This window comes from Sporomusa intestinalis, from assembly GCF_055383785.1.
Genome location: NZ_AP042390.1, coordinates 1080375 through 1106888, shown reverse-complemented (window position 1 = coordinate 1106888; position 26514 = coordinate 1080375). Strand labels below are relative to the sequence as shown.

Sequence of the window (26514 nt, the reverse complement as noted above, 5' to 3'; positions counted from 1 at the left end):
TTATTAAAGGATTTTTGCCTTTATCAGGCTTTTAATCCAGATAAATTGTCCAGCATGACAAGTTTTCTTCCGAAAGCCAACTGGGGAAGAAATACTTTATCCGCCGCTTTAGTACCCGGTAAATAATCTCCTCAATATCCTTAACACATTGCAGGATATATACCCGGCGATAGTCAATAACCTTATCCCAATGGCCTGACTGAATTATTAACTCCTCCGCTTTTGTCAGGAAACCGTATTGCACACAAATAAGAATACCCTCAGTAATGCGCACTTCGGTTTTGCTTGGCCCTTTACCAATTCTCTCTTTAGCAAACTTGGCGATCTCTCGCTCCAGCACTTGTTCTTTTTGATTAATTGTTAGTTCAAGCTGTTTTGGGACATTCACTCTGTGTACACCTCTCAATCCCGCAGGGACGCAGGCACAGCCTTATAGATTAGTATACCTGTTGCAAAATAAAAAGGCCGGAAGAGTCGGTACTAAACTACCAACTGCTTCGGCCTTCAGTTTTTTCTAATCAGCCTAGCTAAATATTGCCCTAATATTACCATACAGCAGCAGCAGTGTCAATGGTAATATCAGGATGTGAGTGGATTATCATAAACATTTTTAACCCTGTTCAGCCAGGCCAGCTGATCTGTGGTTAAGCTTATATCCCCCAGCGGATAGCTGCGTTCCAGATATTCGTATTTTTGCCGGCCTAAACGGTGATAAGGCAGCAACTCATAACTAAGATTGGCCCGCCTGCGCTTAATAAAATTTGTTATGGCCGCAATCTCTGCCTCAGTATCATTAAAGCCGGGAATGACAGGAGTTCTGACAAGAATCGGCAAGTTGGGAAAAGCCTCTGTCACCTTGAGGAAATTCTCCAGGATGATAGCGTTGGCCAGCCCGGTTTGCTCACGGTGCTGATCTGAATCCAGACATTTTATATCATAGATAAGCGTGTTTAAATGATTACTTGCCTGTTCCAGCGCCGGCCACTCACCATAACCGCTGGTTTCCAGCGCAGTATTGATCCGCCGGCGCCTGGCTTCCTGCAGGAGGGAAACCGTAAAATCAGGCTGCAGTAAAGGCTCGCCGCCGCTAATTGTCAAGCCCCCGCCGGAGCGGGAATAAAATGCGTTATCCTGTTCTACCGCTGCTAAAACAGCCTCCACACTCATTCGCTCGCCGAAAATATGTATCGCCGTGGTGGGACATACGGCAGCACAGCGAAAGCATTGTTGGCAGGCCTCCCTGACAATCACCGGCTTACCGTCCTTTGCCGCCTGCAGCGCGTTGTGGGGACAAGCCTGGAGACACCGCCCGCAGGCGGCAAGACCAATGCACTTGCTCCGGTTGTGAGCAAGCTCCGGCTGCCGCTGCTGTGATTCGGGGTTGCTGCACCAGCGGCACCGCAGCGGGCAGCCTTTAAGAAACACGGTTGTTCTGATTCCCGGGCCGTCATGTACCGAGAATTGCTGGATATTAAAAACATAGCCGGCCGGTTTGTTCTGAGGCTGCATCCCGGTCCCCCCCTACAAGCTGTGCTCGGTTCTGGCAATCACATCATGCTGCAGATCAGGCGAGAGATCGGTAAAATAAGCGCTGTAGCCCGCAACCCGCACCAGCAGGTTCCGGTATTTCTCCGGCTCTTTTTGCGCGGCCAGCAAGGTTTCCTTATTGATAATATTAAACTGCAGATGCCAGAGCTTCAGGTCGCACCAGCTGCGGATAAAAGACGTAATTTTGCTTGTGCCGGCTTCGCCCTGCACGCAGGCCGGACTTAATTTGATATTCAGCAGCCTTGAGGCCCGTTCTTTAAAGCCCAGATTCTTGGAGCGCGCATTGGACATCAGCACTGCCGTCGGCCCTTTGGTATCGGCGCCATGGGAGGCCGAAGAGCCGTCAGAAAGAGCCGCTCCGGCTTTTCTGCCGTTGGCCGTGGCCCCGACCACCTTGCCAAAGGGTACATGGGAGGTAACCGGCACATACCGTACATCAAGGCTGGCGCCAATAGCCCGGGAATATTTGTGGGTAAACGCCAGGGCGGCTAAATCGATACTCTTGGCTATTGAGTCGGCATAAGGATCATTATTGCCGTACCGGGGGGCGTTTAACAGCATTTGCCTGGTAGCCTCATAGCCCTGAAAGTCATTGGCCAGGGCCGCCAGCAGCTCGGCCAGGGGTAGTCGCTTATCTTCATACACCAGCTTCTTAATCGCGGCCAGCGAATCGACCACCGTACCGTAGCCGATAATATCAAAGTAGCCCAGATCAATGCCGCCTTCAATAGTTGCTGAATGAAGGTCTTTGTAGTTTTTCAGGCACTGCTCATGCAGCGCGGAGCCCAGCGGGGCGGCAAAATGCTTTTCCCGCAGCCTATTAACAATATACTGCTGTTTAAAAGCCTGTTTGAGCAAGTAGGTCTGTTGGGTAATATAGGCCTGCCAGAACTCCTCCCAGCTCGCAAAACTCTCTGGCGCGCCTGTGGCCACAGTCAACAATTCATCACCGTACAGTCTCATTTTGCCATTGTTCAGCACCAGTTCCAGGGCGGCGGCGATATTAACGTAGGCGCACGGGCTGGTATAGGTGTCCCGGTTCGGCATTCTAACCTCGGTGCAGCCTGAGACCGCGTAAGTGTTGGCCTCGCTGAAATCAGCGCCTTTGGCGACAAGCAGCGGAATAACCTCTTCATCATTGATCAGCTTCGGAAAACCGGAGCCCTCTTTGACCGTCTCCGCGATTTCCCAGAGATAACGCTCGGGGGAACGGGCGTGAACCCGGGCGGCCAGATCAGGATAGTTGATCGGGAATTCCCGTTTTGATTCCAGGAACAAGTAGGTCAGTTCGTTGGTGGCATCGTCGCCATTCTCATCCTGCCCGCCGATCGTGACCGCTTCCCAGTGGGCATAAGCCTCGTTAAAGCAGGCGCCGGCCGGGCTGACATAGAGATCAATATACTGCGCCATGCCTACCCACATACACTCCAGCAGTTCCTTGGCCCCTTCGCGGTCCAGCCTGCCCTGGCTTACATCGCGGCTGTAAAACGGGTAGAGATATTGATCCATTCTGCCGTTAGAGATGGTGGCGCCGGTTTTTTGCTCCAGCCGGGAAAACATCTGCACAAACCATTGGGCCTGAACGGCTTCATAAAAGGTACGCGGCGGATGCTCCGGCACCCACTCGCAAATTTGGGCTATGTGCCGCAGCTCGGCTTTTCGCCTTGCATCTGTTGCTTGTTCCGCCAGCCCGGCGGCCAGCCTGCCGTGGCGCTTCGCCCAGATAACAATAGCATCGGCAACCACAATAATGGCTTCCAGGAAAGGCGCCTTTTCCAGAGCATCCCTGGGGTCAGACAGGTCCAGCGCCGCCAGCCGGCTTGCGGCCTCCTGCTTAATAGCCTTAAAGCCTTTTTTCAGGACCTGCTCATAGTCATGGACCCACTGCAAGGCCGACCGCATGGTTGCTGTTTCATTCACAATATACCTGGACTTGGATAAATCGGCAGGGTCATAGGTAACCTGCAGCACATCAGGCGGCAGGGAGCCGGCAAGACTGTCATAGAAGGTTTTACCCTGCCAGTAAGGCGCCAGCTCCTCGGCAATATATTTGCTGTCAGCCGCGGAAATTTGAAACGGCGATTCGATGCGGCTGGCCAGGTCCGTGATTTTATCCAAAAAGCAGCCGTCCAGTTCCGGATAAATAACGCCATACCGGCCCGGGCACCCGGCCCGGCCGGCCAGCAACTGATCATCATCAATATACACGGTGATATTCTCGGCAATATGCTTGAGCGCCTTGGCCCAGCGCAGGATTAACGGCTGCCCCTCGGTTTCTTTAAAGGACTCGGTAAAAAACCGGGCCCGCTCGATGTCAATCTTAGGTTGGCCGCCTTTAAAGGAATTGAAGATCTGATACGGCCTTGGCCGCTCATGGGCTTTCGCCTTACCGGTACGCTCCTCACTCAGCCTTTGTTCCTGGGGTGATAAAACAGTAGCTACTGCCATAAATTCCGCCTCCTCGTTTCACAATAGGGCTTAAAAAAGAAAAAGGCTAAGCGCGGGTGTAACACCGCCCTTAGCCTTCAGCTTTCTGATCAGCTATTCATTACGTAACTGGATAGTATTGTGCTGCTGGGTTTGCCAGCCCCGTTTCTGTCAATTTTAGCACCCGGTCTGCCTGCCGTCAATACTTGCCTGCGGCGAAAGCCCGGTAAATAGTAAAATTAGCGGCGGTCTGCGCCGCAATCTGCGTAATTGCCCCTTATTGCTTGGCCCGCAAGTGCAAAACCGCATTCATGCTGCCCGTACGGTAGCCGGATAAATCCAGGGTAACATAGGTAAAGCCCAGTTTCCGCAGTTCTTCGTTGATTAATGTGGCTTTCTCCGGATCAGCCAATATTGGAATATCGGCAGGCGACACCTCAATGCGGGCCAGGTTGTCATGATGTCTGACCCGGATCTGCCCGCTACAGAATTGTTTTATAAATGCCTCCGCCAGCTCAATCTGTTTCAGCCGTTCGGCAGTAATCGGCAAGCCGTAAGCGACCCGTGAAGACAGACAGGCGGCACTGGGCTTATTCCAGGTAGGCACACCCCACGCGCGGGATAATTCCCGGATATCGGCCTTGGTCAGGCCGGCCTCCAGCAAAGGGCTGCGGACACCGGCCAGTTCATCAACCGCCCGCATTCCCGGACGGTAATCTGATTGATCATCGGCATTCGAGCCTTCCAGCACCCAGGCGATCGCCTGCTCGTCCGCCCACTGCCGCAGGGCGTCAAACCGTTCTTTCTTACAATAATAGCAACGGTCGGGGGTATTGGCCACAAAGTCCTCGCTGACCAGCTCGCTAATATGCAAAAGTACATGGCGAATGCCGATCTGCTGGGCAATGGTGATCGCCTCCTGGCGCTCGGACTCGGGTAAGGTCTCGGAATAAGCGGTAACAGCCACCGCTTTATCGCCCAGGGCCCGCTGAGCTGCCGCCGCCAGGAAGCTGCTGTCAACACCTCCGGAAAAGGCAACAATCACTGTACCCATTTCTTTTAACATTAGCGTGAGATTGTCCAATTTTTCTTTAAGCTGCACCATAGCCCCTCCTGTATAACTAATAATCAAATACTATAGTCATTACTGACGGCATGCACCAACTCAAATTCCTGAAAAACCTGCTGCCGGTAGGCGACAAGGCCCGCATCCCCCCGGTTGCACGGCCGGGGCAGCTTGATATCAATAAGCCGCTGGATCCGGCCCGGGTTAGGGGTCATGATCGCCAGCCGCTGGGCCAGATATACAGCCTCATCAATATCATGGGTAACAAATATAATCGTTGGTTGCTTTTCCGTCCAAATCCTCAGCACCTCATCCTGCAGCCGGTAGCGGGTAAACGCATCCAGCGCAGCAAAAGGCTCATCCATAAAAATAATATCAGGCTCAACCGCCAGGGCCCTGGCAATAGCCACCCGCTGCTTCATGCCGCCGGAAAGCTGACCGGGAAAACTTTTGGCGAACTGGGCTAGACCAACCAGTTCCAGGTACTCTTCCGCCTTGGCCTGGGCTGCTTGCTTGCTGATCCCCTTGGCTTCCAGGCCAAACATCACATTGCCCAGGACATTCCGCCAGGGAAACAGCCCGTAATCCTGAAATATGGTAATATGCTTGGGGTCAGGCCGGCTGACAGCCAGACCGTCAATCGTCAACGTCCCGCCGGTTGGTTTTTCAAAGCCTGCCATCAGGTTCATCAGGGTCGTCTTCCCGCAGCCGCTTGGACCCAGCAGGCATAAAAACTCACCGGCCTCAATCTTTAGATTAACATCAACAAGCACATTAAGCAAATTTCCCTGCGTATCCTGATAGCTTTTACATAAATTATTTATTTCAATCTTTGCCAAGCGATCACCTCTTTTAGCCTACTCCCCATTTGCGGTTAATTTCTTTTTCGGCCCAACCAATTATCGTATTAATAAGCAAGCCCAGCAAACCAACAACCAGCATGCCGCCCATAATCCAGTCTGTCCGTAAAAAATTACGGGAATCAACGATCAGGTAGCCCAGCCCGGACTGGGCTCCCAGCATTTCACCGGCCACCAGATGAATCCAGGCCACGCCAATAGCAATGTTAAGCCCGATCATAATATAGGGAAAGGCCGCCGGGATAACAATCTTGGTAAACAGCATGGTTTTGCCAACACCAAAATTCCGGGCTACCTTAATATACACAGGGTCCACTTTCCTTACGGCACTAATTGTTGACAATAAAACCGGAAAAAAGGCCGATAAGAAAATGATAAAGATCGCCGGCGCATTGCCGACACCAAACCACAATACAGCCAGCGGAAACCAGGCGATCGGCGAAATGGGCCGCAGGATCTGCAATATCGGGCCAAGGGCCTGCAGCGAATAGGTATGCCAGCCGAGGAACAGTCCCAGGGGGATGGCAACCAGCAAGGCCAGACTATAGGAGATGGTAAAGCGGATTAAGCTGACCTGGATGTGCTCCCATAACACACCGGTATCAGCCAGTTCCAGTAAACCGGCCCACACTTTCGCCGGCCCTGGCAACTGTTCAGGCGTATAAAAGCCGGCGGCAGCCTGCCAGAGGCCGATGAAGGCGGCAATAGCCAGCCACGGCAAAACGGCACTTCTGTTCAGGGTCTTAGTCTGCATAGCGGGTCACGCCCCGAAAGCCTTTTTGGCAAACCGGTCATCAATATATTGAGCCAGATCAATTTTATCTTTGGTAATACCAAATTGCAGCAGATAATCCTGGGTAGCGGTAAAATCCTGCAGATTAGGTACCAGATTGTCAAAGGTAATCCGGCCTTTGGGGTTTGTCAGCACATGCTCAATCACTTCCTGCTTTTGTCCCAGATATTTCAATGACAGTTTAGCCGCTTCCTGCGGGTTGCCATCAATGAACTTAGCTGCCTGGGCCAGACCGCCGACCAGTTCCTCAACAGCCTCAGGGTTTTTCTGAATTAACTCCTCCTGCACATTCAGGACGCAGCAGATATGATCATGCCAGATATCCTTGCTCAGCACCAGGACTTTACCGACTTTTTGCATCTCGGCCTGACCGCCAAAAGGCTCGGCCACGATAAAAGCGTCAATTTTGCCGGTAGCCAGGGCATTCACCATCTCCGGCGGCGACATATCGATAAATTTCACGTCACTATTAGGATTAATGCCTTTTTCGGTCAGCAATTTCTGGATGAGAATATTGTGAGTGGAGAACTTGCTGGGAATGGCAATAGTCTTACCTCGCAAATCCTCAATTCCGGTAAGCTCAGGCACATTTTTGGCCGTCAGGACCGAGCCGTTACGGTGGCCCAGAAAGACAGCCTTAACCGGCACTGCCTTTTGCCGCAGGCTCATGCCAATGGGAGTTAAAGCAAACGCTCCCTGGATGGCCCCGCCTTTAAGCGCCTCAGCCAGCTCGGCCCAGCCGGAAAATTTAACCGGCTCCAGTACAAATTGGCGGAATTCAGTCTGGCCATGGGCAATCATGGTCAGATGATCGGTAATCGGCAGGTAACCGACTTTTATAGTTTGTTTAGCCTTAGGCTGACTTGAACTGGTACCTGTCCGGGTACTGGTGCCGCACCCGGCCAGGCTCAGGCCGCCGGCCAGGCCGACTGCCATATAAACACTTTTCTTGATAAATTCTCTCCGGTTCATTCGTTTACCCCCTTAATATTTGACGTCCAGCCTATTTGCTTGCGTCTTTGCTCCAGATCGGCGACAATTCTCTCGCCTAAGCCCTTAGGATCTGTCACCACTACCATGACCGAACCAAGCAGGGCCTGAGTGTCGCTGGCAAAAAAGCCGGCTACTTTATCAGAGCCCTGTACCGGCGCCGGAATGCAATGGTACGAGTTCAGCCCCATCAACCGGAAGCTCAGGGCGGCACCCACCCCTTTCTCATTAGACCATTCGGGGCTGGCAAAGGCAACAGGCATACGGGTCAGCGGCTGCCCGCTCTTGTCGGCCAGCGCCCTAAACAGGCCGGAAGCCCTGGCATTATCCAGACATTCCCCCATATGCCATACGGGGGGCAGGCTTTTGGCCCCTAACACTTCCTGCAGCCCCGGTCCGGCTTTCGCCAACGCCTTGGGGCTGCAATACCCCATTTTTAAGAGCGGAAATGAGGCACAGCCATTAGTTAGGACAATAATATCGTTGGCAAGCAGGATATCAGCCACCTGCAGAATCGCCTGTTCATAAACAACCTTCGGGTTGTTGCAGCCAACAAGGTTGACAATGCCTTTGATCCTGCCGCTTTTAATCAGTCCGGCCAGCTCATCCAGACTGCCAAAGGCCTGCGTTATGTTTTCAACCGAAAATCCGACTTCAGCTTCTAAGCCGACTTCAGGAATATAGACATTCTCCTGCTGACGGGCGGGGTAATTGCCGATAGCCAGTCTGACAATTTCCTTAGCCTGTCCGAGCGCCGCCGACATATTGCCATGGTGATGATCAAAAGCCATATGAATCGCCCCCGGCAGGCGGCAGGAGTCACTGGTCGTAACGACTTTGGTATGAAAGCAGGCCGCTACATCCATAATCCCCGGATAAATATCCTGCAAATCAGCTACCCAGGCATCAAGGGCGCCTGTCCCCATAATCAGCTCGGCCCCGAGCGCATTGCTCAGGGGATGGACCTCGCCGTAGCGGTACAAGGAAGACAGGCCGGAGCAGCAAATGCCATACAGCCGGATGCCGGCAGCCCCCTGGGCTTTGGCCAGTTCAATAAGCTCCGGGTCCCGGGCGGCCTGTACCAAAGCCGACGGCAGCACCGGCGAATGCCCGTGCAAGGCAATATTGACATACTCTTTTTTGATAGAAGAAAAATTGGTTTCAATCTGGCTGCGTTTGGGCGGCCCATAAAGACAGTCGGCAGCAATGGATGGTCCAACCACACTGTTCCAGGAAAAAGCCAGTCCACAGCGCAGCAGTTGTTTCATCAGGTTCTCCCAGTCACCATCGGTGCCTGTTCCGGTCCGGTGCAAGGCTTCGAATACCTCATGATAAGAACTAATGGGGATAATATCAAGCCTGGACCAGGTCTCGACCCGTTCCGGCGGCGCCATGGCCGTAATCGTCCGGTGCGGTGCCGGCACGGCGCGGGACATGTCTTCAAGCAGCAGGTCGGCCAGGCTTTCCGCCAGCTCGGCAATTGATTTGTCTTCCTGATAAATCCCGAACGCTTTCGCTGTCGCCAGGACCTTTTCCGGCCCCAGCAGCGGTATCGGCAATTCGCCGCTGGCCGCTTTTTTGAGGGTTAACAGGACTTCCCGTCCCCGCGCCCCATGGGCTGCCACCCCGGCCGCCACCCAGCGCAAAATATTACGGGCCACAATGACATGGGCGTCGGCGCCGCACACACCTTTGGGACTTTTGTCAGTAATCCGGCACGGCCCCATATTACAAATCCGGCAGCAAATGCCGGCCAAACCAAAGGAACAATGTGGCTTTTGGGCATCAAACCGGTCAAAGGCCGTGGGAATGCCGGCCTCCTCCAGATGCGTAAGCATCGCCCTGACACCGGGGTCAGGCGTTTGTTCCATTACTTGCTGTTTGGACGGAAAGGTTTTGCGATACTCGTTAATAGCCTCGAAGCTCATTTGTACCCCCTCAAATTATGTCGATTATTGTTAGCAGAAAAGCTCCTTCAATAAAGAAAGGAGCCCGATTATGACAGATAAGCAGTCGCTATGTGTTTGTCAGTACAAATACTAGCATTAGTTATATAGCCTGTCAATAATTATTCAATATATTATCTATATTGGCATTGTAAAGAAAAAAGGCCAAGGACGCTCTGGAAGCGAACTTAGCCTTCAGACTTACTGACAAGCTAATGGATAACTAGTTCGACTCTTGCCATTACGAATCATTATTTAACTGCTGAAAAAGCCTGCTCAAGATCACCGATAATATCCTGCACATCCTCAATGCCAACAGACAGCCGCACCATATCATCGGTAACACCGGCAGCTGCCAGCTGCTCAGCCGTCAGCTGCGAGTGGGTGGTACTGGCCGGATGAATAACCAGCGACTTGGAATCACCTACATTCGCTAACAAAGAGAACAACTTAAGGCTGTTAATAAATGTCCGGCCCGCCTCTAAGCCGCCTTTGATGCCAAATGTCAGGATAGCGCCGGCGCCTTTGGGCAGATATTTTTTCGCCAGTTTATGATCAGGGTGGTTTTCCAGGCCGGGATAGCTGACCCAGGCAACAAGCTCATGCCGGGCAAGGTACTCAGCAACGGCTTGGGCATTTTGGCTGTGGCGCTCCAGGCGCAGGTGCAGCGTCTCCAGCCCCTGCAGGAAGGAAAAACTATTGAACGGACTGGCGCAGCCGCCTAAATCCCGCAAAACCTGAACACGGAGGCGAATAATATACGCCTGTGGACCTAAGGCGGCAGTATAGCTTAAATCATGATAGCTGGGGTCAGGCTCGGACAGGAGCGGGAATTTGCCGTTAGCCCAGTTGAATTTGCCGCTGTCGACAACAACGCCGCCCATCGACGTGCCATGACCGCCAATGAATTTGGTTGTCGAGTGAATTACGATATCAGCGCCAAAGTCGATTGGCCGGCAAAGGTACGGGGTGGCAAAGGTACTGTCAATAAGGAGCGGTATCCCATGATTGTGAGCGATCGCAGCCACACTTTCGATATCCAGAACGTCAATTTTGGGATTGCCAATCGTCTCAGCATAAAGAGCCTTGGTTTTAGGGGTGATTGCCTTGGCAAAGTTCTCAGGGTCACTGGGATCAACAAACGTTACCTTAATGCCCAGCCGCGGCAGGGTATAAGCAAACATATTATAGGTTCCGCCATACAATGTGGACGAACTGACAATTTCATCGCCGGCCTGGGCAATATTGAAAATAGCCGCACTGATAGCCGCATGGCCTGACGAAAAAGCCAGTGCGCCTACACCGCCTTCCAGGGCGGCAATTCTTTTTTCAAATACATCGGTGGTCGGATTCATCAGCCGGGTATAAATATTGCCGAATTCTTTCAGACCAAACAGGTTGGCGGCGTGGTCGGCATCACGGAAATTGTAGGACGTCGTTTGATAGATTGGAACCGCCCGGGAGCCGGTAACCGGATCAGGTTCTTGCCCACCGTGAACAGCCAGGGTGTTAAATTTCAGGTTCTCAGGTAACGCCATTTTGTTGACCTCCTATATGTTTAAAAGTTTCTGAGCATTATAAAAAGCCCAAGGAACTGCTTATTAGAGCAATTCCTGGGCCTTTAGTCTGTCTAATCAGCCTGGATGAAACCTGTAATGTTGTAACAAGATAGTAACATATTGCATACAATATTGTCAATAAAAAACGAACTAGAACAGAAAAACACTCCTGATTTTCATATTATCCGGCAGGGAGCTTGTACTGCCGCCATTTAACCAGTCTACCGGCAAATTTTCGGGGCTGATATCGAGTTCATAGTGCATTCTGCTGCCATAGGCTACCGCGTACAGCGAATCCGTATACTCGATTGAACTGATACCGCCAGCCTGCCTCAGGTCGCCCAACGTAGCCTCCACGCCAATACCGTCAGCGGTTCTATAGCGCTTGTCAAAAAGGCGTATAGCCGTAATGATCTGATCCGGCGCGTCTTTGTTATTAGCCTGGGCAACGAAAGCTGTCAGCGACGGCAGCTCGCCGTCCTGATCATAAACCCGCAGCACCTTATACATTCTGCCGCCAACATAGGCTTCGCCCGCCCGGACAGCCTGCGTGCCAAAGCGTTGATACAGGCTTTCCGCCGAATCGCCTACCTTAATATTACCGGCGTAACCGGCCGCCAGTGTAAATTCCCCCGGCGGGGTTGCGGCGGCGATGGCCGCCCCGGCACCGGGCCTGCCGGCGGCAGCCGCAGACTTGACCAGTTGAACCCGCTGATTCCCATTGGCTTGGTCCTGATTTTTATTTGTTGCGTTGCCGGCAGACGCGGCTTTATCCTCTTTAACCGCCGTCACACCGGCTTGTACAAATATATCAAGCACTTTCCGGTCATTGCGGGCCTTAGCCAAAGCAGCCACCGTATTACCCTGCAAATCAGCGCCGCCAATATCCACCCCCTTTTCCAGCAGGGCCGCAACCACATCTGCCTGGCTGTTGCCGACAGCTTTCATCAGCGGGGTCTGGCCGTCCTTATCACGTACGTTTAGGTCGGCACCTTTGTTTGCCAGCAGGCGCACAACCGGATTCCGGCCGTAGGCAGCGGCGGCATGCAGGGGCGTAAAGCCGTCGTTTTGCCGGTATGTATCCGGCGCCATTCCGGCCTCAATAAACAACGCAGTAATCTCTTTTTCCCCCCGGCCGGCATACTTCACAAAATCCTCGGCCGTAAAATGCACCCCCATACGCCTAAGCCGGTTCTCAGGCCGGTCAGCGGCCGCCAGCTGATCCATACTGTGGATAATACCGTAATAAGCCCCCAGACTGACTACAGCCGGCAGCAAAATCAACCCTAAATAAATCAGATGCCTGGCCTGGATTTTGTCGGCCGCAGCCGTTAGTTTTGCCCGGGCCAGGACACCGGCCAAGGCCGGTATAACCACAGCAGGCCGCTTGGGAATTTTAACGTTATTTATTATTGCCTTCAGCTTACCCTTAATATCAAGCAACATAGGTCTACTCTCCACACATATTTTTTAGATTAATGCTACAGGGGCTGCCGCTTTACTGCCAGCAACCAATAGTTAGCGCTCCACAATAGTAATATCGGGCATATCGGCCTGTTCAATAATAGCAGGGGCTGCGATTTTAATCAAATCGGCTCCGGCCGGCAGGATCATGCCGGATATTACAACAAGCCTTGTGGCATAATAATCCATGCCAAATGTTTACTGCCGGGGGAGAATGCCGATGTTACTTACCGTGTCAGGAATAGCGGCTGAAATGAGGCTGCAACAGCTGCTTACGGCGGCTCACCTGGATACGTGGCTGCAGAGAGGGCTGTTTCAGCTCGAATGGTGGTTCCTGCTGGGTTTATATAGCCTGACTGTAGCTGCCTGGTGGAAACTGCTCAATAAGCAGCGGTTGCCGGAGGTTGTTTTATATGCGGTTTTGACAACAATTATCACCATGGGTATTGATGAATATGGTATAGAGTTGACACTATGGACTTATCCGGTCTGCCTTTTTCCCATATTTCCGGTGATCACAGCCATAAACTTAATTGCCTTGCCTGCCTGTTTTTCCATTGCGTATCAACACTTCCCAGCCGGGAAAAGTTTTTGCTGTGCCAGTTTAGTTATTGCGGCCGTGCTTGCTTTTGTCCTGGAGCCCCTTTTGGCCTGGTTCCATCTTTATCAATTGCTTGCCTGGCAATATTACTATAGTTTCCTGTTATATTTTACGGTAGCGTTATTCATCCGGTGGTCAGTGCTTACGCTGCTTGACATTGCCGCCAGGGCTCAGGAACGCCAAAATTAAGGAGGTATCATCCCTTGCTTTCTCCCGAAACAGGCGTACTGACCGCCGTGGAGCTGCAGAAGCTATTAACAGGCCTGCGCATTGATGACTGGCTGCACAAAGATCTATTCGACTTTAGATGGTATTTTCAGCTGGGGGTATTTGCCTGTTCTTTGTTGGCCTGGTGTAAGCTGGTGGATAAAAAGCGGCTGCCCGAAATCACCCTCTATGCGGGATTAACCACCATAATCACCCTTGTCCTGGATGAATTTGGCGAGGAATTAACCTTATGGGATTATCCAGTTGACATAATCCCAATCTTCCCTCCCTTGACAGCGGTTGACTTAGCCAGTCTGCCTGTCATCTATTCTCTGATTTACCAGTATTTTAAAACCTGGAACAGTTTTGTACGGGCAACAGTAATTATGGCTACTGTATTTTGCTTTGTTTTTGAGCCGCTCCTGGTCTGGGGAGGGTTCTACCAGGTGCTAAAATGGAAGTATTATTACGGCTTTCCCATCTATATTATGATGGCAGTATTCAACAGATGGCTGGTGATTAAAATCTATCAGATTGCGGACAACGCCAAACGCAATCTAAACCCGGTGTCAGGCTCAGAGTAGCAAAATGCCTGGGAACATTAATGTTCCCAGGCATTTTGTTAAAGCATATCCCTCTGCATAAGGATTTCCTGCCGGAAGGGTTCCACCCCAATCCGCTTGATCAGCGTGCCGATTCGTTCGCCCTTAAGGCTCAGCCGGTTATAGACGTCTAATATAACCTGAATATAAGCAACGGCCTCCTGTTCAGGAATAGCTGGAAAAATTTTCGTTCCCACCATGGGTGCCCTGCCAATTTTCCCCCCGACATATACCGCATATCCCTGCTGCCCGGCAACCACCGCCTGCCGGGGGCAATTTTTTATACATAGTCCGCAGCCGACACACTTGGTGCTGTCAATATATGGTGTACATTGCTGAACCGTAATCGCCGCCGCATTGCACCCCTGTACACAATCATTACAGCCGGTGCACCCCGCAGCCACGGCCGGGATGGTAACGCCATGAAGGCCAATATCATTGATTTGCGGTTTTGCGCACGAATTGGGGCAGCCGCTAAGGGCGACTTTGGTTTTGCCAGGCAATGCACGGCCCACCATTAACTCATCCAATTGAGCAGCCAACAGGGCGGTATCGCTGATTCCCCGCCGGCAAAGCCCCCGGCCCGGACAACCAATAACAGTTAACAGCCGGGGCCCCCGCACGGCCAGCAGCAACCCCAGATCATGTATCTCCCGGAAAAGAATAGGCAGCCGGTGGGCCTGCACCCAGTGTATTTCCACCGACTGCCGGGTTGTAATATGGAGTTGCCCCCGGCCATATCTGTCGCACAGCTCTGCTACCTGACGCAGCTGGCTGCTTGTCAGATTACCGGCAATAGTCCGGATGCGCACGGCGACAAAGCCTGTTTGCCGCTGTTCAATCCGGCCATGTTTTGTAATAAAATGTTCTAGTTCAATCATACTGTCCTCTCCCTCGCGCCAACCGCCACCTAAATTTTTCTCTTTGCGCTATTGTAACATATCAACAATTCGGTTATTATCGAAGTATGATTGTTATGTGTGGAGGTGGATCCCAATGCATGCAAATCCTAATCTGGCGGAGGTGGCCGCGCTGATCGGGGATCAGTCACGGGCAGCTATGCTTGTCAGCTTACTGGGAGGAAAAGCTTTACCGGCCGGCGATTTGGCCCGGGCCGCCCGGATATCGCCGCAAACGGCCAGCGCCCATCTCGCCAAACTGGTGCAAGGCGGCCTGCTTATCCAGGAAACGTATGGGCGCCATAAGTATTTCCGCCTCGCCAGCAGCGAGGTTGGCCAGGCCTTGGAAGCACTGCAGACTATTTCCCCGGCCAAACCGGTGCGGTCTCTCCGGGAGTCGGATCAATTGCTCGCCTTGCAGTTTGCCCGGACCTGCTATGACCATCTGGCCGGCAAAATCGGCGTTGCCTTAACAGACCGGCTGCTGGCAATGGGGTTATTAGAGAAAGCGGGTCAGGATTTTATCGTCAGTGCCGCCGGTAAAACCTGGCTACAGAAATTTGGCGTGGAAACCGCAATAAACCCAAAGAGCCGCCGTTATTTTGCCCGTCAATGCTTAGACTGGAGCGAACGGCGCCATCACCTGGCCGGCAGCTTAGGAGCCGCCCTTGCCAAACGCTTATTTGAGCTTAAATGGATTGAAAACTTGCCCGACGGCCGGGCGGTACGGGTAACTGCAGCCGGAGTCAAAGGTTTAGCGGAACAGTTTGGCCTAACATTTGATTCCGATTAACCCTCCTCTGGCTATTCTTCTTCCGCCTCGTCCTCATCTGTAAAATAGGAATAATATAATTCCGTCAACTCCTCATAAAAACCCCAGCCTGTTCCCGCACTCGCATCGACCAAGTCTCGCAAACGCTGCTGAAATGCCGCCTCTAAATTCTTTTCTGCTACATAAGCAGCCGCATCCTCGTACATCGCGGCCATTCTAATATAAAACCGCTCGTCTATGCTGCCGTATGTATTGGTAAATTCAACCCCGTACTCGACGCACCCCACCAGCAATTCGGCGATATGGCCCGGATTGCCGGAAATCTTCTTAAAATTGCTGATCGCCTTATTTATAATCGAGAACCGCAGTTTGCCCAATCCCCTGACCGGGAAAAATTCATTTTTGATTATTTTTTTATATTTTGCTAAAATTTGGGGTTCCGTAGCCGGCGCAAGTTTTAGCGTATAATATTCTGTTACCTCAGGGAACACTTTGCATAAATGCAGTATTTCTTTCATTAAATCCGGTTGCGTCTTACTCATCAAGTGCTTTTTTAGGTCAGTTACTTTTAACTGTTGCATATTTTCACACCCTTACACATATTTTAATTCCGGAACCAAGACCCTTAGTTATAAAATAGTTCTATTATTTATATTTTATCATATTGTTAGGACAATTTATAAAAGTGATACTATTTTGTATTCTTGCCATCCGCAAAAAAAATCCGGGGCCTTCAGTAAAAGGCTTCGGATCTTTGTTGTCTTGTTATGTTCGCATTTTTATTTTTGAAAACTGCCAACTATCACCTGTAAATCCTGCGCTAAATGAGCCAGGGTCTTACCGGCAGCCGCCATTTCCTCCATCGAGGCCAGTTGCTCCTGCGTTGCTGCCGAAACGTTCTGTGATTCAGCCGCTGATTTTTTGTTATGCTCATCCATTGTCTTTACTGAAGCAACAATGTCCTGGCTGCCGGCAGATATCTGCTGCATCTCCAGGGAGACTTCCTGTACCTGTTGGGAAACCGCCGTAATCAAAGACCTTATTTCCCGAAAAGCCTGACCCGCAGTATCAACCATTGCCGCTCCTTTTTGGATTTCCTGCGCGCCTTGTTCCGTAATCTGAACCACATTTGCCGTGTCACCCTGGATTTCGTGAATCAGGTCCGTAATTTTTTGGGCGGCTGCGTGCGCTTGTTCAGCCAGTTTACGCACCTCCTCCGCCACAACGGCAAACCCTCGCCCCGCTGCTCCGGCCCGGGCCGCTTCGATGGCGGCATTCAGAGCCAGTAAATTGGTCTGACCGGCAATACCGGCAATGGTATCAACTATTTGACTGATTGCGTTCGATTTTTCGTTTAGTTTGCCAATAGCGGTCGCGGTAAGCTGGGTCAGCTCCTCCACGGAATTCATTTGCCCGACTGCGGTGACAATGACGACATCACCGCTTTGCGCTTGGTCGGCAGTCTGTGACGACTGCGCAGCCACCTGGTTGATGTTAACAGCAACCCGTTGCATTCCGTCCGACAACTGCTCCACTTTTGCGGCAGCTTCATTGGCTGCCGACGATTGCGCAGCGGCCCCGGCTGAAATTTCGGTAATGGACGCAGCGACCTGATTGGCTCCCTGCGCCGCCTGGCCGGAACTGGCGGCCAACTCTTCACTGGAAGTGGCCAGTGTGGTCGCACTATTGTCTAGCCGGCTCACGATCTCGCGTAAAGATTGTTTCATGGCTATTATAGCTTCCGCCATGTCCCCGATTTCATCGTTGCGGGTCGCATGAACATCCTTATGGGTTAAGTCCAAAGAACTGATGGCCGACAATTCCTGTCTGAGGTTCTTCAGGCGCATGGCAATGCTTCTGCTGTACCGCACGGCCAGAAGCATGACAAGAAGGGTCACGCCTATACTAACTATAATTATGATTTTATTTTGCTTTTGGGACTGGTCAATTAATTGTTCACTATCAGCATTGATCACACTGCTTTGGTTTTTGGCAACAGCAACGAACTGGGTATCAATTTTATCGACAAGCTGCCTCCCGGCACTCACGATCTGATTCAGATTCGGATCATTATTTTTTTTGGCAGCTATCACCTTATTGCCGATTTCCTGATATTCTGCCAGCCATGCTTCCAGTTGCTGAGCTTCCGGGTTCGGCGGCTGTGCTTTTACATTATAGCTTTTTATCATATCATAGCTGCTTTTAAAATAGTCCCGGTAACCTTGTTCATATTGAACGGCACCATCCGGATAAAATAGAAAGCCACGCATATTTAAAAGCGCCCGGGTAAAATTCGTATGTCCGTCTTTAAGCATTACTAATTCAGTTGTGCTATGATTGACGCTGTTACTATACCCCACAGTCAAAGCCGTAATATTTGTGTAGCTGTATAACGCATATCCCAATACCGCAAGAAAAAGCAGAATGGTGCCGGCAAACATACTGATTAACTGCACAATAAATGGATATCGTCTAACCTTCATTGTTAGCATCTCCTGTCAAATATGAATTGTAATTAAGGCACTAAAAAACCCGGTTAAACATCTTGCAAAAATTCTTTCACAAGAGCAACCAGGCAGTCGCAGACAGCCCTCTCCTTCCGACTCACGGCTTTGCACCTCTTTTTTCAACTAGCTCGCCTCAATTTATTTAAAAATGGCTTTCCAATAGTAAATGCCTGAAAGCCATGGTATGTCCTCACATCAGTCAACAGTGTTTTCTGCCGGCCTATTGTGTTGCAAACTTCCGCCTGATTTAATTTCTCGGCCAAAACAATAGCAATAACAAGCCACTAACAATAAAAGACTGAAGCAGCAGTATTAAAACATCCCTAAACCTAACTTGTGACATCAGCTAGCACCTCGCCGTTCAATATCGTTTTCCCGCTTGCCGGGGCGGGTGAACAATTATGTAGTTGCTAATGTAATCATAACAAATAAACAAGAATGTATTGTTATATTATAATTAAAATTGGATTAAGATATTTTCCTTATATTGCGGGGGTTTTGCACTTTTTGTTACTATTGAGCTACTAAATTAACTGTTTAAAAGATCTGCATGGTTTTTATTTAATAAAAAAACCCTTCCTATGTTATATAAGAAAGGTTAAATAAGCATTAATTATACCAGCCATTTCAGAACAGTAAAAGCCGCCCTGCTCGGACGGCTTAACCCTGGTCACGTTCGCTCATCAGCTTATCCAATGCCGCTTTACACTTCTCTTTATCCCAGTGTTTTACCAGGTCCGCAAACTGATTTATAATTATCCACTCATCATCAAAGGCCCGGAGCTGGCGCTGCCTACGCTGTAAAACGTCCTCTGGCTGTTTTGCTGGCCGGCCAGCTCCCGGGCGCACTCCGCCACGCTTTTTCGTTACCAATTCCGATCCCTCCACCACACCATCGCCCCAACAAAGCAGACGCCAATTAAAATGCCGGTCAGGAGGATAAGAATGTTATCCAGATTCCATGCCATTCTCAATACCATGCCGGTAGCAAGTATGGCCGTAGATAGCAGAGTCAGTTTACCCCATTTTGTCATAATTGACTGTGAACGTTAAACATGGTTTAGCGTCCACTTTGCACCTCCCTTCTATGATTTAATTATACCATATTTTTGATTATCCGTAAATACAAAATATCATATTGGAATAATAAAAAAGCCGCCTGCTAAAAATAAAATCTACCAGGCGGCTACCTTTCGTGGTTGCGGGGACAGGACTTGAACCTGTGACCTTCGGGTTATGAGCCCGACGAGCTGCCAACTGCTCCACCCCGCGATATATAATATTATTACCCTTGTTTATAGCTACTTAATTCCTACTTTGGTTCGCTGATAGGTTATTTTCCCCGAAGCAATTTCCGCTAAGGCAACACTAACTGGCTTTTGAGGCTTACCATCTACCAAAATTTCGCCACGGCTTAAGAGTTCACGAGCGCGTTTAGCCGCTACAACACACAGAGTATATTTATCATCAACTTTGTCTAACAAAACCTCTAATGATGGATTAATCATTTTCTTTACCTCTTTTCATTGGTTCACCTCGATAACCATTGCACCTCTTACATTATTGTTAAGTTTTTATATCAACATCAAGTGATATAATTATTATAGCACACATCGCTGATAAATATCTCATGTTATAAAAATAAAAAAGGTTCGTCTCTGTATTTGGTCAGAGCTGGGCTAAAATAATCTAAACGCTAACCTTAACAATGGCTTTCCCGTGCTCCTTAATATCCGACTGGCAAGCGGGACATGGTTCACCGCCTGGGTTAGCATAAGAATAGCGCCCGAAGGACGCTAAGGTTTTACCGAATTATTATATTCTTGCATCTTGTTTCTAAACGCTTCAATTGCTCGTTTGGCTTCGGGCGAACTAACACCCTTCTTGCTAATTGTTTCATGAAGTATCTCTTGTAAACGTTCTACTTCTTTCCATGATTCTTTTTGCTCTTGCACACTGCTCCCTGCCTTTTATAAAAGCTATTAATTTATTATAACACGGAACATGCGTTTGCAGTATATTAATATTTTATGAAAAATAGCCGCTCCTGAAGGGCGGCAGTAATCATTAATAGGGTAAGTCATGCAGGAATTGAGAGCGGCTGAAAAATATACATTTATTTCACAATATCATTCAATACCCTCAAAATACTTTGCCTTAAAATTCAAAATCAGCGTTGGCATTGTCGCTTTCCGTATAAACCGATTTTTCACAGTGCTCTTTAAGCAGCGGATAGTGTTTTAAAAGCAAGCGAGTATTCCTAAGGCGTTTGAATTGATGCAAGTAAAATTTTTCTTAGGCCCGCCATTGCGGGTCTTTTTTTATTTGGTCCAATAATTAATCTGCAAACGGTCCCCCGGGCGAATCTCCCCCGGCTGCCGGTTCTTGAATACCGTGTCATAATTAAGCTCAATCACCCCATGATAGAATTCGCGGATATCCCGCGGTCCGTAGGTATTCTTCTGCATAAATTGCTCCGATATTGCCCATAGCGTATCGCCTGTCTGCACAACATAGGTTTCAGTAACCAAAGTCCCCGCCCCCTCATAACTGCCATTGCCGCAGCTGGCTAACAGTGCAACCAGTAAGATAATGATCAGGAATTGTTTCATCAAATTGAACCCTCCAGTAGATGTATTGCCAGTTAAGGCTGCTTGTACATTCTATGACTGGAATTTACGAAACATGCCCCGACGTGCGCTGTTGTTAATTCTCAAAACGACATTGAACAGTGGCTGTCAACAAATAAACCTTCGCCCGGTAAAGGCGAAGGTTTATTGGCCGGCGGGAGGCAATGCCACTGGCAAGCAGCATCAAACCAGCCACTTTACTCTTTTCCTAAGTTCCTTGCAGTGTTGCCATAAACCGGGATCAAAGGACCGCAGTCCCGGGAATCTACCCTTCGATCACAGTGCCTACGTTGCAGTAAAAAAACTTTGACCCGAAGGTGCCGGCCAGGCGCATACTGATTTCAAAGCCAGTGCAGTGAGAGACTCCAAGCCGTTCAATTTTCATTCGCTGCAGGGCCTGAATAGTCTTTTCTTTTTGTTTTTCGCTCCCAGACCAAAGATGAGTGCCGCCAATAACCGTGTGTATCCGTTCCTCGCCGGTTTTTTCACAGGCATAGGCAAGAATATTGATAATACCGGCGTGAGAGCAGCCAAGGATAATAAAAAGCCCCTGGTCTGTCCTGATAATGACGGACTGATCATCGATAACGGGGTCTTTAACATAGCCTGCTGCCGTCTGTAATACGATATCGTCGTCGCCTTGCTCAAAGTCCGTTACGCGGGGAACCTCACCGGTTAAATACATCTGCGGGGCGATTTCGGCAAACTCGGTATTGAATGTAAAGCAGGCACCATGACTTTCCAGTTCGTCACGGGCAAACGGAACGCCAATATATTTGCTGGCGCCCCCGCGCCTAAGATAGGCCGGAGCAAATAAATTAGGATGGGCATATACATTGACCGGTTTTTTAGCCGCCATAGTAACAGCAGCCAATAACCCCCCGGTATGATCAACATGGTTATGGCTTAAGATAATACCATCTATTGCGGCAAGGTCCTGCTTAAAGTATTTTGCATTATTTATCAGCGCCTTTCCTTGCCCGGTATCAAACAAAAAATTGCCCTGTCCGGTTTGCAGAAAGACAGACCAGCCGTGCTCGGCGATCGCACCGATGTTGCTGAACACCGTGTTTTCACATAAGACTGTCGCTTTTACCTGCATTTTTCTGCCCCCTTTTCCCAATAGTTTATATACTAAACTAATTTTTTAAAAAATTTATTCCGCCAAAGCATCACATAATTTTTCAATGCAGTTTACAAATACTTTGATTTCCTGCGCAGTCAGCTGACCACTGAGTTTTTGGTAAAACTTTAGATGCATTTCCTCATGGGCCTGATAAGCAAGTACGCCGGCTGCCGTCAAAAAAATGATTGTCGCCCGGGCATCAACCGAATCGGACCGCCGCCGGATCAAACCCTTCTGCTCCAGACGGCCCGCAAGCTGAGTGACCGCGCCCTTAGTCACACCTAAACGGGCCGCCAATTCGCTCATGAAAATACCGTCTTCACCGCCAATGGCAGCAATAGTGTGAATTTCGCCAGGGGTTAAAGGACCAGCGGCACCAAAGCGGCGCGGAACGCGCTCAAGGCGTCTGAGCTGCATAATCAACCGGCCAATACTAAGACTAAGCGAGCTCTGCCGGTTGTCCTGATCGCTATTGTTATTTTTCATAAATTTAGTTTAGCATCTAAATCAATTTTTGTCAAAACGGCGCCGCACCACTAATGCCAGCAGCAAATCCGCCTTTAGCTTGCAGACAGCTACGATCCGGCTTGCCTTCTGCCAAAATGTAGTATACTATAAAAAATAATTATAAAAATTCATCTTTTTATCTATTATAATGACATTATTTAATAAGGATGGTTTTGATGAATATTCAAAAGTACGAAGCCTTTCTGAAAACAGTAGAATACGGGAGCCTTACGAAAGCAGCGCAGGTACTTGGCTATACGCAATCGGCGATCAGTCATATGCTGAATGCTTTGGAAAGCGAGTGGGGTGTTACCCTGCTCACCCGGGACCGCTCCGGCGTTTGCATTACCTCCGGGGGCTTACAGCTTTTGCCGCTTATCCGCAGTGTCTGCAACGCCAACCAAGAGGTTATCGCCAAGCTCGAAGAATTGCATGGTCTGGAAGCCGGCATCATTAGAATCGGCACGTTTACAAGTGTATCTGTACACTGGCTGCCCAAGCTGATAAAGACCTTTCAGGACGAATACCCGAAAATCGATTTTGAACTGTTGCATGGCGATTATACCGAGATTGAAAACTGGATTATCGAAGGGCGGGCGGACTGCGGCTTCCTCCGCCTGCCCACACAGGCCAATTTGGAGAGCATTTTTCTGGAACAGGACCGGCTGCTGGTGATATTGCCGGAGCAGCACCCGCTTGCCGGATGCGAATATTTCCCAATCAGCAAGTTAGCGGATGAGCCGTTTATTTTATTAGCAGTGGGCTCGGACAATGAAATAACAGAGATTTTTGCGGCTAATCGTATTCAGCCCCATGTGCGCTTCACGGCCAGGGATGATTATGCTATTATCTCAATGGTCGAAAGCGGATTAGGTATCAGCATATTGCCGGAGCTGGTACTGCACCGTACACCTTACAAAATCGTCAAGAAGGAATTGGACACCCCCGCCTACCGTAAGCTAGGTATTGTATTGAAAGATACCCGCCATGCCGCCCCTGCCGTCAAACGGTTTTTGGATTATTTGCATCATAGAAAAACATTACTTTAAAATAATGAGCGGCGAACGTCATTCTGGTCCCTTTTCCGCCGCCTATATTTTCTTTTGCTTACGGGCTACAATCTCTACAAATCCCTGCACGCCATCGACGCGAATTCTGTCTCCATCGTTAATAAGCCTTGTTGCGTCATCGACTCCCACTACGGCCGGAATGCCGTATTCACGGGCGACCACGGCCCCATGGGTCATCAGCCCGCCAACTTCCGTAACAATAGCAATAGCTGATTGAAATAAAGGGGTCCAGCCGGGATCAGTATGGGGCGCAACCAGGATCTCACCTTCATTAAGCACCGCGTCTTCCGGCCGGAGCAGGACACGGGCCGTCCCCTCGGCAACGCCTGCCGACACTGGACTGCCCGGCAGCGTGCCTGCAGGCACATAATCTTTCCTGGCAGGAATAACAACGATTTCACCTTCACTTGTCATGACCCGCGGCGGCTTTAGCTGTTGGTACCGCTGGTACTGGGCCTTGCGTTCGGCAAGCAAAGCAATCACATTCCCGTCAAAACTACCTTGCAAAAGCTGGTACAATTCTTCCAGCCGCAAAAAATAGACATCTGTCGCTGCTTCTAAAACACCGGTTTCTACCAGCCAGTCGGCCTCAGCCATAATTGCCTGCTTACAGGCCCCAAAAACGGTGACGATTAGAAACTTGTGGTGTTCCCGCAAGCCGCCTAAATGACGATATACGTGAATTAAGCGGGAGGCCAGCTTACTTTTGTAACTCCCTTTTACCGCCTGCAACACTTGCGCTGCCGCTGCTGCCGCTTCTTTTTCCCCCGCGGCAAATCGCTGTCTGTGCTCCCCGGGCTTCAGGCTGCGTATATTACTGAGAATCGCGGACACCAAACGTGTTGGCGCTTCCTGCCAGCGGGGGGCTGTTATATCAATTTCCCCGGGACATCTCACTCCATATTTATGAATAAACTCTGCAAAGTCCCGGCTGAAGGGTTTTCCGCCCGGCACCTGCTCAAGCTCCAGATAGAAATTTTGATCACTGGCTTTTTTAAGATACTCTTGCACCTCAGGCCAATCCCGCGCCTTATCAGCTAAATCCCCCAGCGCCAATCCCATCTCGCTGGTTATATTGCCGGGAAGAGACTTGTTTAATTTATTAAGCTGCTCTACATCGCCAAATTCGCGGCGGATTATTCTTTTTAGTGAGTTATAGGCGATCACGCCGGCAGCAACATAGGGAAGGATATTGTCGGCAATATCTAATAACAGCGTGTCTAACTGTTGTTGCACAGCCTTTATTCGCTCAGCGCCCCGAACTCCGCGTAGAGCCTGCCGGGTCTTCCTGGTGCGTTCCTCCATATATGCTTCCACCTGGGCCCGGGCAAGTTCCGGATTCTTATGACGAAGATTGGCCCACATCTTTCTGATAATGGGTGCTGCCAGTTTGCGAACCGCCGCAAAAGTAACCGGCTCCGCGGCTCGGGGGCGCTTAATAAATTCAGGGCGATTGACAATGGCATCCAGGGCACGGCTCATGGGCTCATCGGCTATCGTCAGTATTTTCGGGATAAGTATGCGCGCTAATTTATGCTGAAGAATATCTGACAGGTCGATAAACAGTCTGCCTCCGGCCTCTCTGAACAAGCTGTCCGAAAAGATTTTTTTCCAGGCTGTCAGGCCCAAGGGCTTCATGGCATCGGTCATCATTTGAACATGCCCGAACGACAGGAGTACACGCACCGGCGTCATTGGCATAGCCGGCAAAGGATATAGGGTGGTAATGGGCCGGCTTTGCACTACAAACAATTCGTTATTCATCACACAAAATTCTATGTCCTGCGGCTGGCCATAATGCTGCTCAATTTTCTTGCCCAAAGCAGCCAGTTCAATGATCTGGTGGTCGGTTAGGACCTGCTGCGCTTGCAGTGCGAGCGGGAGTTCCTGGGTGATGGTGCCGCCTGCAGGTACAGAATAAATGGCTAATTTCTTCTGGGATATTTTTTTGCTAAGGATAGCGAGATTCTTGACCTTATATAGATCGGCAGACACTAACCCGGACACTAACGCTTCGCCTAACCCGAAACTTGCGTCAATGGAAACAACGGTGCGATTGCCGGTTGCCGGATCAGCGGTAAACATGATCCCGGCAATGTCCGCAATCACCATTTTTTGAACCACAACAGCTAAATAAACCGCCCGGTGATCAAAGCCGTTTTTCACCCGGTAAGCAATGGCACGGTCCGTAAACAGGGATGCCCAGCCTTTACGGATATGGTGCAATAGTTCCTCTTGCCCCCTAATGTTTAGATAGGTATCCTGCTGCCCGGCAAAGGAAGCGTTTGGCAAATCTTCAGCGGTTGCACTGGAACGGACGGCATAAGAATGTTCCACCCCTGCCTTTTCCCAGGCCTTTATAATTTGCCTGGTAATTGCAGGCGGGATGCTTAATTGCAGCAAATGATCACGTATACGTTGCCCCAGCTCCCGCAGCTGGTGTAAAGCGGACAGGTCAAGGGCGTTTAATTCCGCAAAAAAATCCTCCATTTTTGCACTAGTAGCAATAAAATCCTGGTACGCCCAGGTTGTAACGCAAAATCCACCAGGCACAGGCAAACCGGCTTGCGTCATTTCACCCAAGTTGGCGCCCTTCCCCCCCGCTAGAGCAAGACTTGACCGGTTAATTTGATCAAAAAAGAGGACATACTCCTGCATTTACAACTCCACCTCACGAATAAATGGTAATAGCTCCTCCTATTGTGCTACGAAAATGTTAGTTTTATAAATGGTGCAACATCGCCTTGCTTGGCGCCCATCGACAATAGGACAATAGGGGACGTTCCTTTTCTGTCACTTTTTTTTGCCAGCATTCTGTTGATTCATATAATACCTTCCCCTCCAATTGCACACTTATATTCCACTCGCTGTTTGTGCTCCGACTGCACGATTCTGAGACAAAGTACACAGGTATATTGGTTCAGCCAGTTTTTATGCTCA

General features: G+C 50.0%; 24 protein-coding genes and 1 tRNA gene. 4 read left to right on the top strand and 21 right to left on the bottom strand.

The features are described from left to right. Positions 1–31: 31 nt before the first annotated feature. The 11 genes from ACZ481_RS04985 to ACZ481_RS04935 all read right to left on the bottom strand — a co-directional run bounded on the left by ACZ481_RS04985 (position 32) and on the right by ACZ481_RS04935 (position 12842). Positions 32–388 carry a Na-translocating system protein MpsC family protein gene (locus ACZ481_RS04985; RefSeq protein WP_464769062.1) on the bottom strand — a complete coding sequence of 119 codons (357 nt, stop codon included), beginning with the start codon at positions 386–388 and terminating at the stop codon, positions 32–34. 191 nt (positions 389–579) lie between these two features. Continuing rightward, entirely contained in the window at positions 580–1509 is a 930-nt protein-coding gene (hpsH, locus tag ACZ481_RS04980) for a (2S)-3-sulfopropanediol dehydratase activating enzyme (protein WP_464769061.1), read from the bottom strand. 12 nt (positions 1510–1521) lie between these two features. Further along, positions 1522–3996 carry a (2S)-3-sulfopropanediol dehydratase gene (hpsG, locus tag ACZ481_RS04975; RefSeq protein ID WP_464769060.1) on the bottom strand — a complete coding sequence of 825 codons (2475 nt, stop codon included), beginning with the start codon at positions 3994–3996 and terminating at the stop codon, positions 1522–1524. Between the two features lie 256 nt (positions 3997–4252). After that, positions 4253–5080, bottom strand: a complete 828-nt coding sequence (larE, locus tag ACZ481_RS04970; protein WP_464769059.1) for an ATP-dependent sacrificial sulfur transferase LarE — start codon at positions 5078–5080, stop codon at positions 4253–4255. 23 nt (positions 5081–5103) lie between these two features. Then, positions 5104–5880: an ABC transporter ATP-binding protein gene (locus ACZ481_RS04965; protein WP_464769058.1), complete on the bottom strand. Its 777-nt coding sequence runs from the start codon at positions 5878–5880 to the stop codon at positions 5104–5106. A gap of 13 nt (positions 5881–5893) precedes the next feature. After that, positions 5894–6655 carry an ABC transporter permease gene (locus ACZ481_RS04960; protein ID WP_464769057.1) on the bottom strand — a complete coding sequence of 254 codons (762 nt, stop codon included), beginning with the start codon at positions 6653–6655 and terminating at the stop codon, positions 5894–5896. 6 nt (positions 6656–6661) lie between these two features. Continuing rightward, the gene (locus ACZ481_RS04955; RefSeq protein ID WP_464769056.1) at positions 6662–7666 is read right to left on the bottom strand and encodes an ABC transporter substrate-binding protein; all 1005 of its coding nucleotides are present in this window, start codon (positions 7664–7666) and stop codon (positions 6662–6664) included. Further along, positions 7663–9612 (bottom strand): anaerobic carbon-monoxide dehydrogenase catalytic subunit, encoded by a 1950-nt coding sequence (gene cooS, locus ACZ481_RS04950; RefSeq protein ID WP_464769055.1) that lies wholly within the window; start codon positions 9610–9612, stop codon positions 7663–7665. The genes ACZ481_RS04955 and cooS overlap by 4 nt, the downstream gene beginning before the upstream one ends. 269 nt (positions 9613–9881) lie before the next feature. Beyond that, on the bottom strand, positions 9882–11168 hold the full coding sequence (locus ACZ481_RS04945; protein ID WP_464769054.1) for a homocysteine synthase: 1287 nt from the start codon (positions 11166–11168) through the stop codon (positions 9882–9884). A gap of 171 nt (positions 11169–11339) precedes the next feature. Further along, positions 11340–12635, bottom strand: coding sequence for an ankyrin repeat domain-containing protein (locus ACZ481_RS04940; protein ID WP_464769053.1), 1296 nt, complete (start codon positions 12633–12635; stop codon positions 11340–11342). 72 nt (positions 12636–12707) lie between these two features. Beyond that, entirely contained in the window at positions 12708–12842 is a 135-nt protein-coding gene (locus ACZ481_RS04935; RefSeq protein WP_464769052.1) for a hypothetical protein, read from the bottom strand. Between the two features lie 31 nt (positions 12843–12873). On the opposite strand from ACZ481_RS04935, the gene ACZ481_RS04930 reads away from it, so the two are divergent. Continuing rightward, positions 12874–13443, top strand: a complete 570-nt coding sequence (locus ACZ481_RS04930) for a CBO0543 family protein (RefSeq protein WP_464769051.1) — start codon at positions 12874–12876, stop codon at positions 13441–13443. Between the two features lie 14 nt (positions 13444–13457). Next, positions 13458–14045, top strand: a complete 588-nt coding sequence (locus ACZ481_RS04925) for a CBO0543 family protein (RefSeq protein ID WP_464769050.1) — start codon at positions 13458–13460, stop codon at positions 14043–14045. Positions 14046–14083: 38 nt separating this feature from the next. Here ACZ481_RS04925 and ACZ481_RS04920 read toward each other — a convergent pair whose 3' ends face one another. Next, entirely contained in the window at positions 14084–14944 is an 861-nt protein-coding gene (locus ACZ481_RS04920) for a 4Fe-4S binding protein (RefSeq protein ID WP_464769049.1), read from the bottom strand. 115 nt (positions 14945–15059) lie between these two features. On the opposite strand from ACZ481_RS04920, the gene ACZ481_RS04915 reads away from it, so the two are divergent. After that, positions 15060–15755, top strand: a complete 696-nt coding sequence (locus ACZ481_RS04915; protein WP_464769048.1) for an ArsR/SmtB family transcription factor — start codon at positions 15060–15062, stop codon at positions 15753–15755. Between the two features lie 11 nt (positions 15756–15766). Here the strand turns inward: ACZ481_RS04915 and ACZ481_RS04910 are convergent, their stop codons facing one another. From ACZ481_RS04910 to ACZ481_RS04875, 8 genes are all read right to left on the bottom strand, one after another. Beyond that, positions 15767–16315: a DUF6155 family protein gene (locus tag ACZ481_RS04910; protein ID WP_464769047.1), complete on the bottom strand. Its 549-nt coding sequence runs from the start codon at positions 16313–16315 to the stop codon at positions 15767–15769. Positions 16316–16513: 198 nt separating this feature from the next. Next, positions 16514–18217: a methyl-accepting chemotaxis protein gene (locus tag ACZ481_RS04905; protein ID WP_464769046.1), complete on the bottom strand. Its 1704-nt coding sequence runs from the start codon at positions 18215–18217 to the stop codon at positions 16514–16516. 1220 nt (positions 18218–19437) lie between these two features. Beyond that, positions 19438–19513, bottom strand: a tRNA-Met gene (locus ACZ481_RS04900). A 29-nt stretch (positions 19514–19542) separates the two neighbouring features. After that, complete coding sequence (gene rpoZ, locus ACZ481_RS04895) at positions 19543–19749, bottom strand: DNA-directed RNA polymerase subunit omega (RefSeq protein ID WP_464769045.1); 207 nt, start codon at positions 19747–19749, stop codon at positions 19543–19545. 288 nt (positions 19750–20037) lie between these two features. Next, positions 20038–20196 carry a hypothetical protein gene (locus ACZ481_RS04890; protein WP_464769044.1) on the bottom strand — a complete coding sequence of 53 codons (159 nt, stop codon included), beginning with the start codon at positions 20194–20196 and terminating at the stop codon, positions 20038–20040. 366 nt (positions 20197–20562) lie between these two features. Continuing rightward, positions 20563–20856, bottom strand: a complete 294-nt coding sequence (locus tag ACZ481_RS04885) for a LysM peptidoglycan-binding domain-containing protein (RefSeq protein WP_464769043.1) — start codon at positions 20854–20856, stop codon at positions 20563–20565. A gap of 280 nt (positions 20857–21136) precedes the next feature. Beyond that, positions 21137–21973 (bottom strand): MBL fold metallo-hydrolase, encoded by an 837-nt coding sequence (locus ACZ481_RS04880; RefSeq protein ID WP_464769042.1) that lies wholly within the window; start codon positions 21971–21973, stop codon positions 21137–21139. A 54-nt stretch (positions 21974–22027) separates the two neighbouring features. After that, entirely contained in the window at positions 22028–22483 is a 456-nt protein-coding gene (locus ACZ481_RS04875; protein ID WP_464769041.1) for a MarR family winged helix-turn-helix transcriptional regulator, read from the bottom strand. A gap of 197 nt (positions 22484–22680) precedes the next feature. Here ACZ481_RS04875 and ACZ481_RS04870 point away from each other — a divergent pair, with 197 nt between their 5' ends. Continuing rightward, positions 22681–23553 (top strand): LysR family transcriptional regulator, encoded by an 873-nt coding sequence (locus ACZ481_RS04870; RefSeq protein WP_464769040.1) that lies wholly within the window; start codon positions 22681–22683, stop codon positions 23551–23553. A 42-nt stretch (positions 23554–23595) separates the two neighbouring features. Here the strand turns inward: ACZ481_RS04870 and ACZ481_RS04865 are convergent, their stop codons facing one another. Beyond that, complete coding sequence (locus ACZ481_RS04865) at positions 23596–26232, bottom strand: phosphoenolpyruvate synthase (protein WP_464769039.1); 2637 nt, start codon at positions 26230–26232, stop codon at positions 23596–23598. Positions 26233–26514: the final 282 nt, after the last annotated feature.

Excerpts from the sequence above, each read along its gene's own strand:
- hpsH (WP_464769061.1), bottom strand. The coding sequence starts at position 1,509 with ATGCAGCCTCAGAACAAACCGGCCGGCTATGTTTTTAATATCCAGCAA.
- hpsG (WP_464769060.1), bottom strand. The coding sequence starts at position 3,996 with ATGGCAGTAGCTACTGTTTTATCACCCCAGGAACAAAGGCTGAGTGAG.
- larE (WP_464769059.1), bottom strand. The coding sequence starts at position 5,080 with ATGGTGCAGCTTAAAGAAAAATTGGACAATCTCACGCTAATGTTAAAA.
- ACZ481_RS04960 (WP_464769057.1), bottom strand. The coding sequence starts at position 6,655 with ATGCAGACTAAGACCCTGAACAGAAGTGCCGTTTTGCCGTGGCTGGCT.
- ACZ481_RS04955 (WP_464769056.1), bottom strand. The coding sequence starts at position 7,666 with ATGAACCGGAGAGAATTTATCAAGAAAAGTGTTTATATGGCAGTCGGC.
- cooS (WP_464769055.1), bottom strand. The coding sequence starts at position 9,612 with ATGAGCTTCGAGGCTATTAACGAGTATCGCAAAACCTTTCCGTCCAAA.
- ACZ481_RS04945 (WP_464769054.1), bottom strand. The coding sequence starts at position 11,168 with ATGGCGTTACCTGAGAACCTGAAATTTAACACCCTGGCTGTTCACGGT.
- ACZ481_RS04940 (WP_464769053.1), bottom strand. The coding sequence starts at position 12,635 with ATGTTGCTTGATATTAAGGGTAAGCTGAAGGCAATAATAAATAACGTT.
- ACZ481_RS04935 (WP_464769052.1), bottom strand. The coding sequence starts at position 12,842 with ATGGATTATTATGCCACAAGGCTTGTTGTAATATCCGGCATGATCCTG.
- ACZ481_RS04930 (WP_464769051.1), top strand. The coding sequence starts at position 12,874 with ATGTTACTTACCGTGTCAGGAATAGCGGCTGAAATGAGGCTGCAACAG.
- ACZ481_RS04920 (WP_464769049.1), bottom strand. The coding sequence starts at position 14,944 with ATGATTGAACTAGAACATTTTATTACAAAACATGGCCGGATTGAACAG.
- ACZ481_RS04915 (WP_464769048.1), top strand. The coding sequence starts at position 15,060 with ATGCATGCAAATCCTAATCTGGCGGAGGTGGCCGCGCTGATCGGGGAT.
- ACZ481_RS04910 (WP_464769047.1), bottom strand. The coding sequence starts at position 16,315 with ATGCAACAGTTAAAAGTAACTGACCTAAAAAAGCACTTGATGAGTAAG.
- ACZ481_RS04905 (WP_464769046.1), bottom strand. The coding sequence starts at position 18,217 with ATGAAGGTTAGACGATATCCATTTATTGTGCAGTTAATCAGTATGTTT.
- rpoZ (WP_464769045.1), bottom strand. The coding sequence starts at position 19,749 with ATGATTAATCCATCATTAGAGGTTTTGTTAGACAAAGTTGATGATAAA.
- ACZ481_RS04880 (WP_464769042.1), bottom strand. The coding sequence starts at position 21,973 with ATGCAGGTAAAAGCGACAGTCTTATGTGAAAACACGGTGTTCAGCAAC.
- ACZ481_RS04875 (WP_464769041.1), bottom strand. The coding sequence starts at position 22,483 with ATGAAAAATAACAATAGCGATCAGGACAACCGGCAGAGCTCGCTTAGT.
- ACZ481_RS04870 (WP_464769040.1), top strand. The coding sequence starts at position 22,681 with ATGAATATTCAAAAGTACGAAGCCTTTCTGAAAACAGTAGAATACGGG.
- ACZ481_RS04865 (WP_464769039.1), bottom strand. The coding sequence starts at position 26,232 with ATGCAGGAGTATGTCCTCTTTTTTGATCAAATTAACCGGTCAAGTCTT.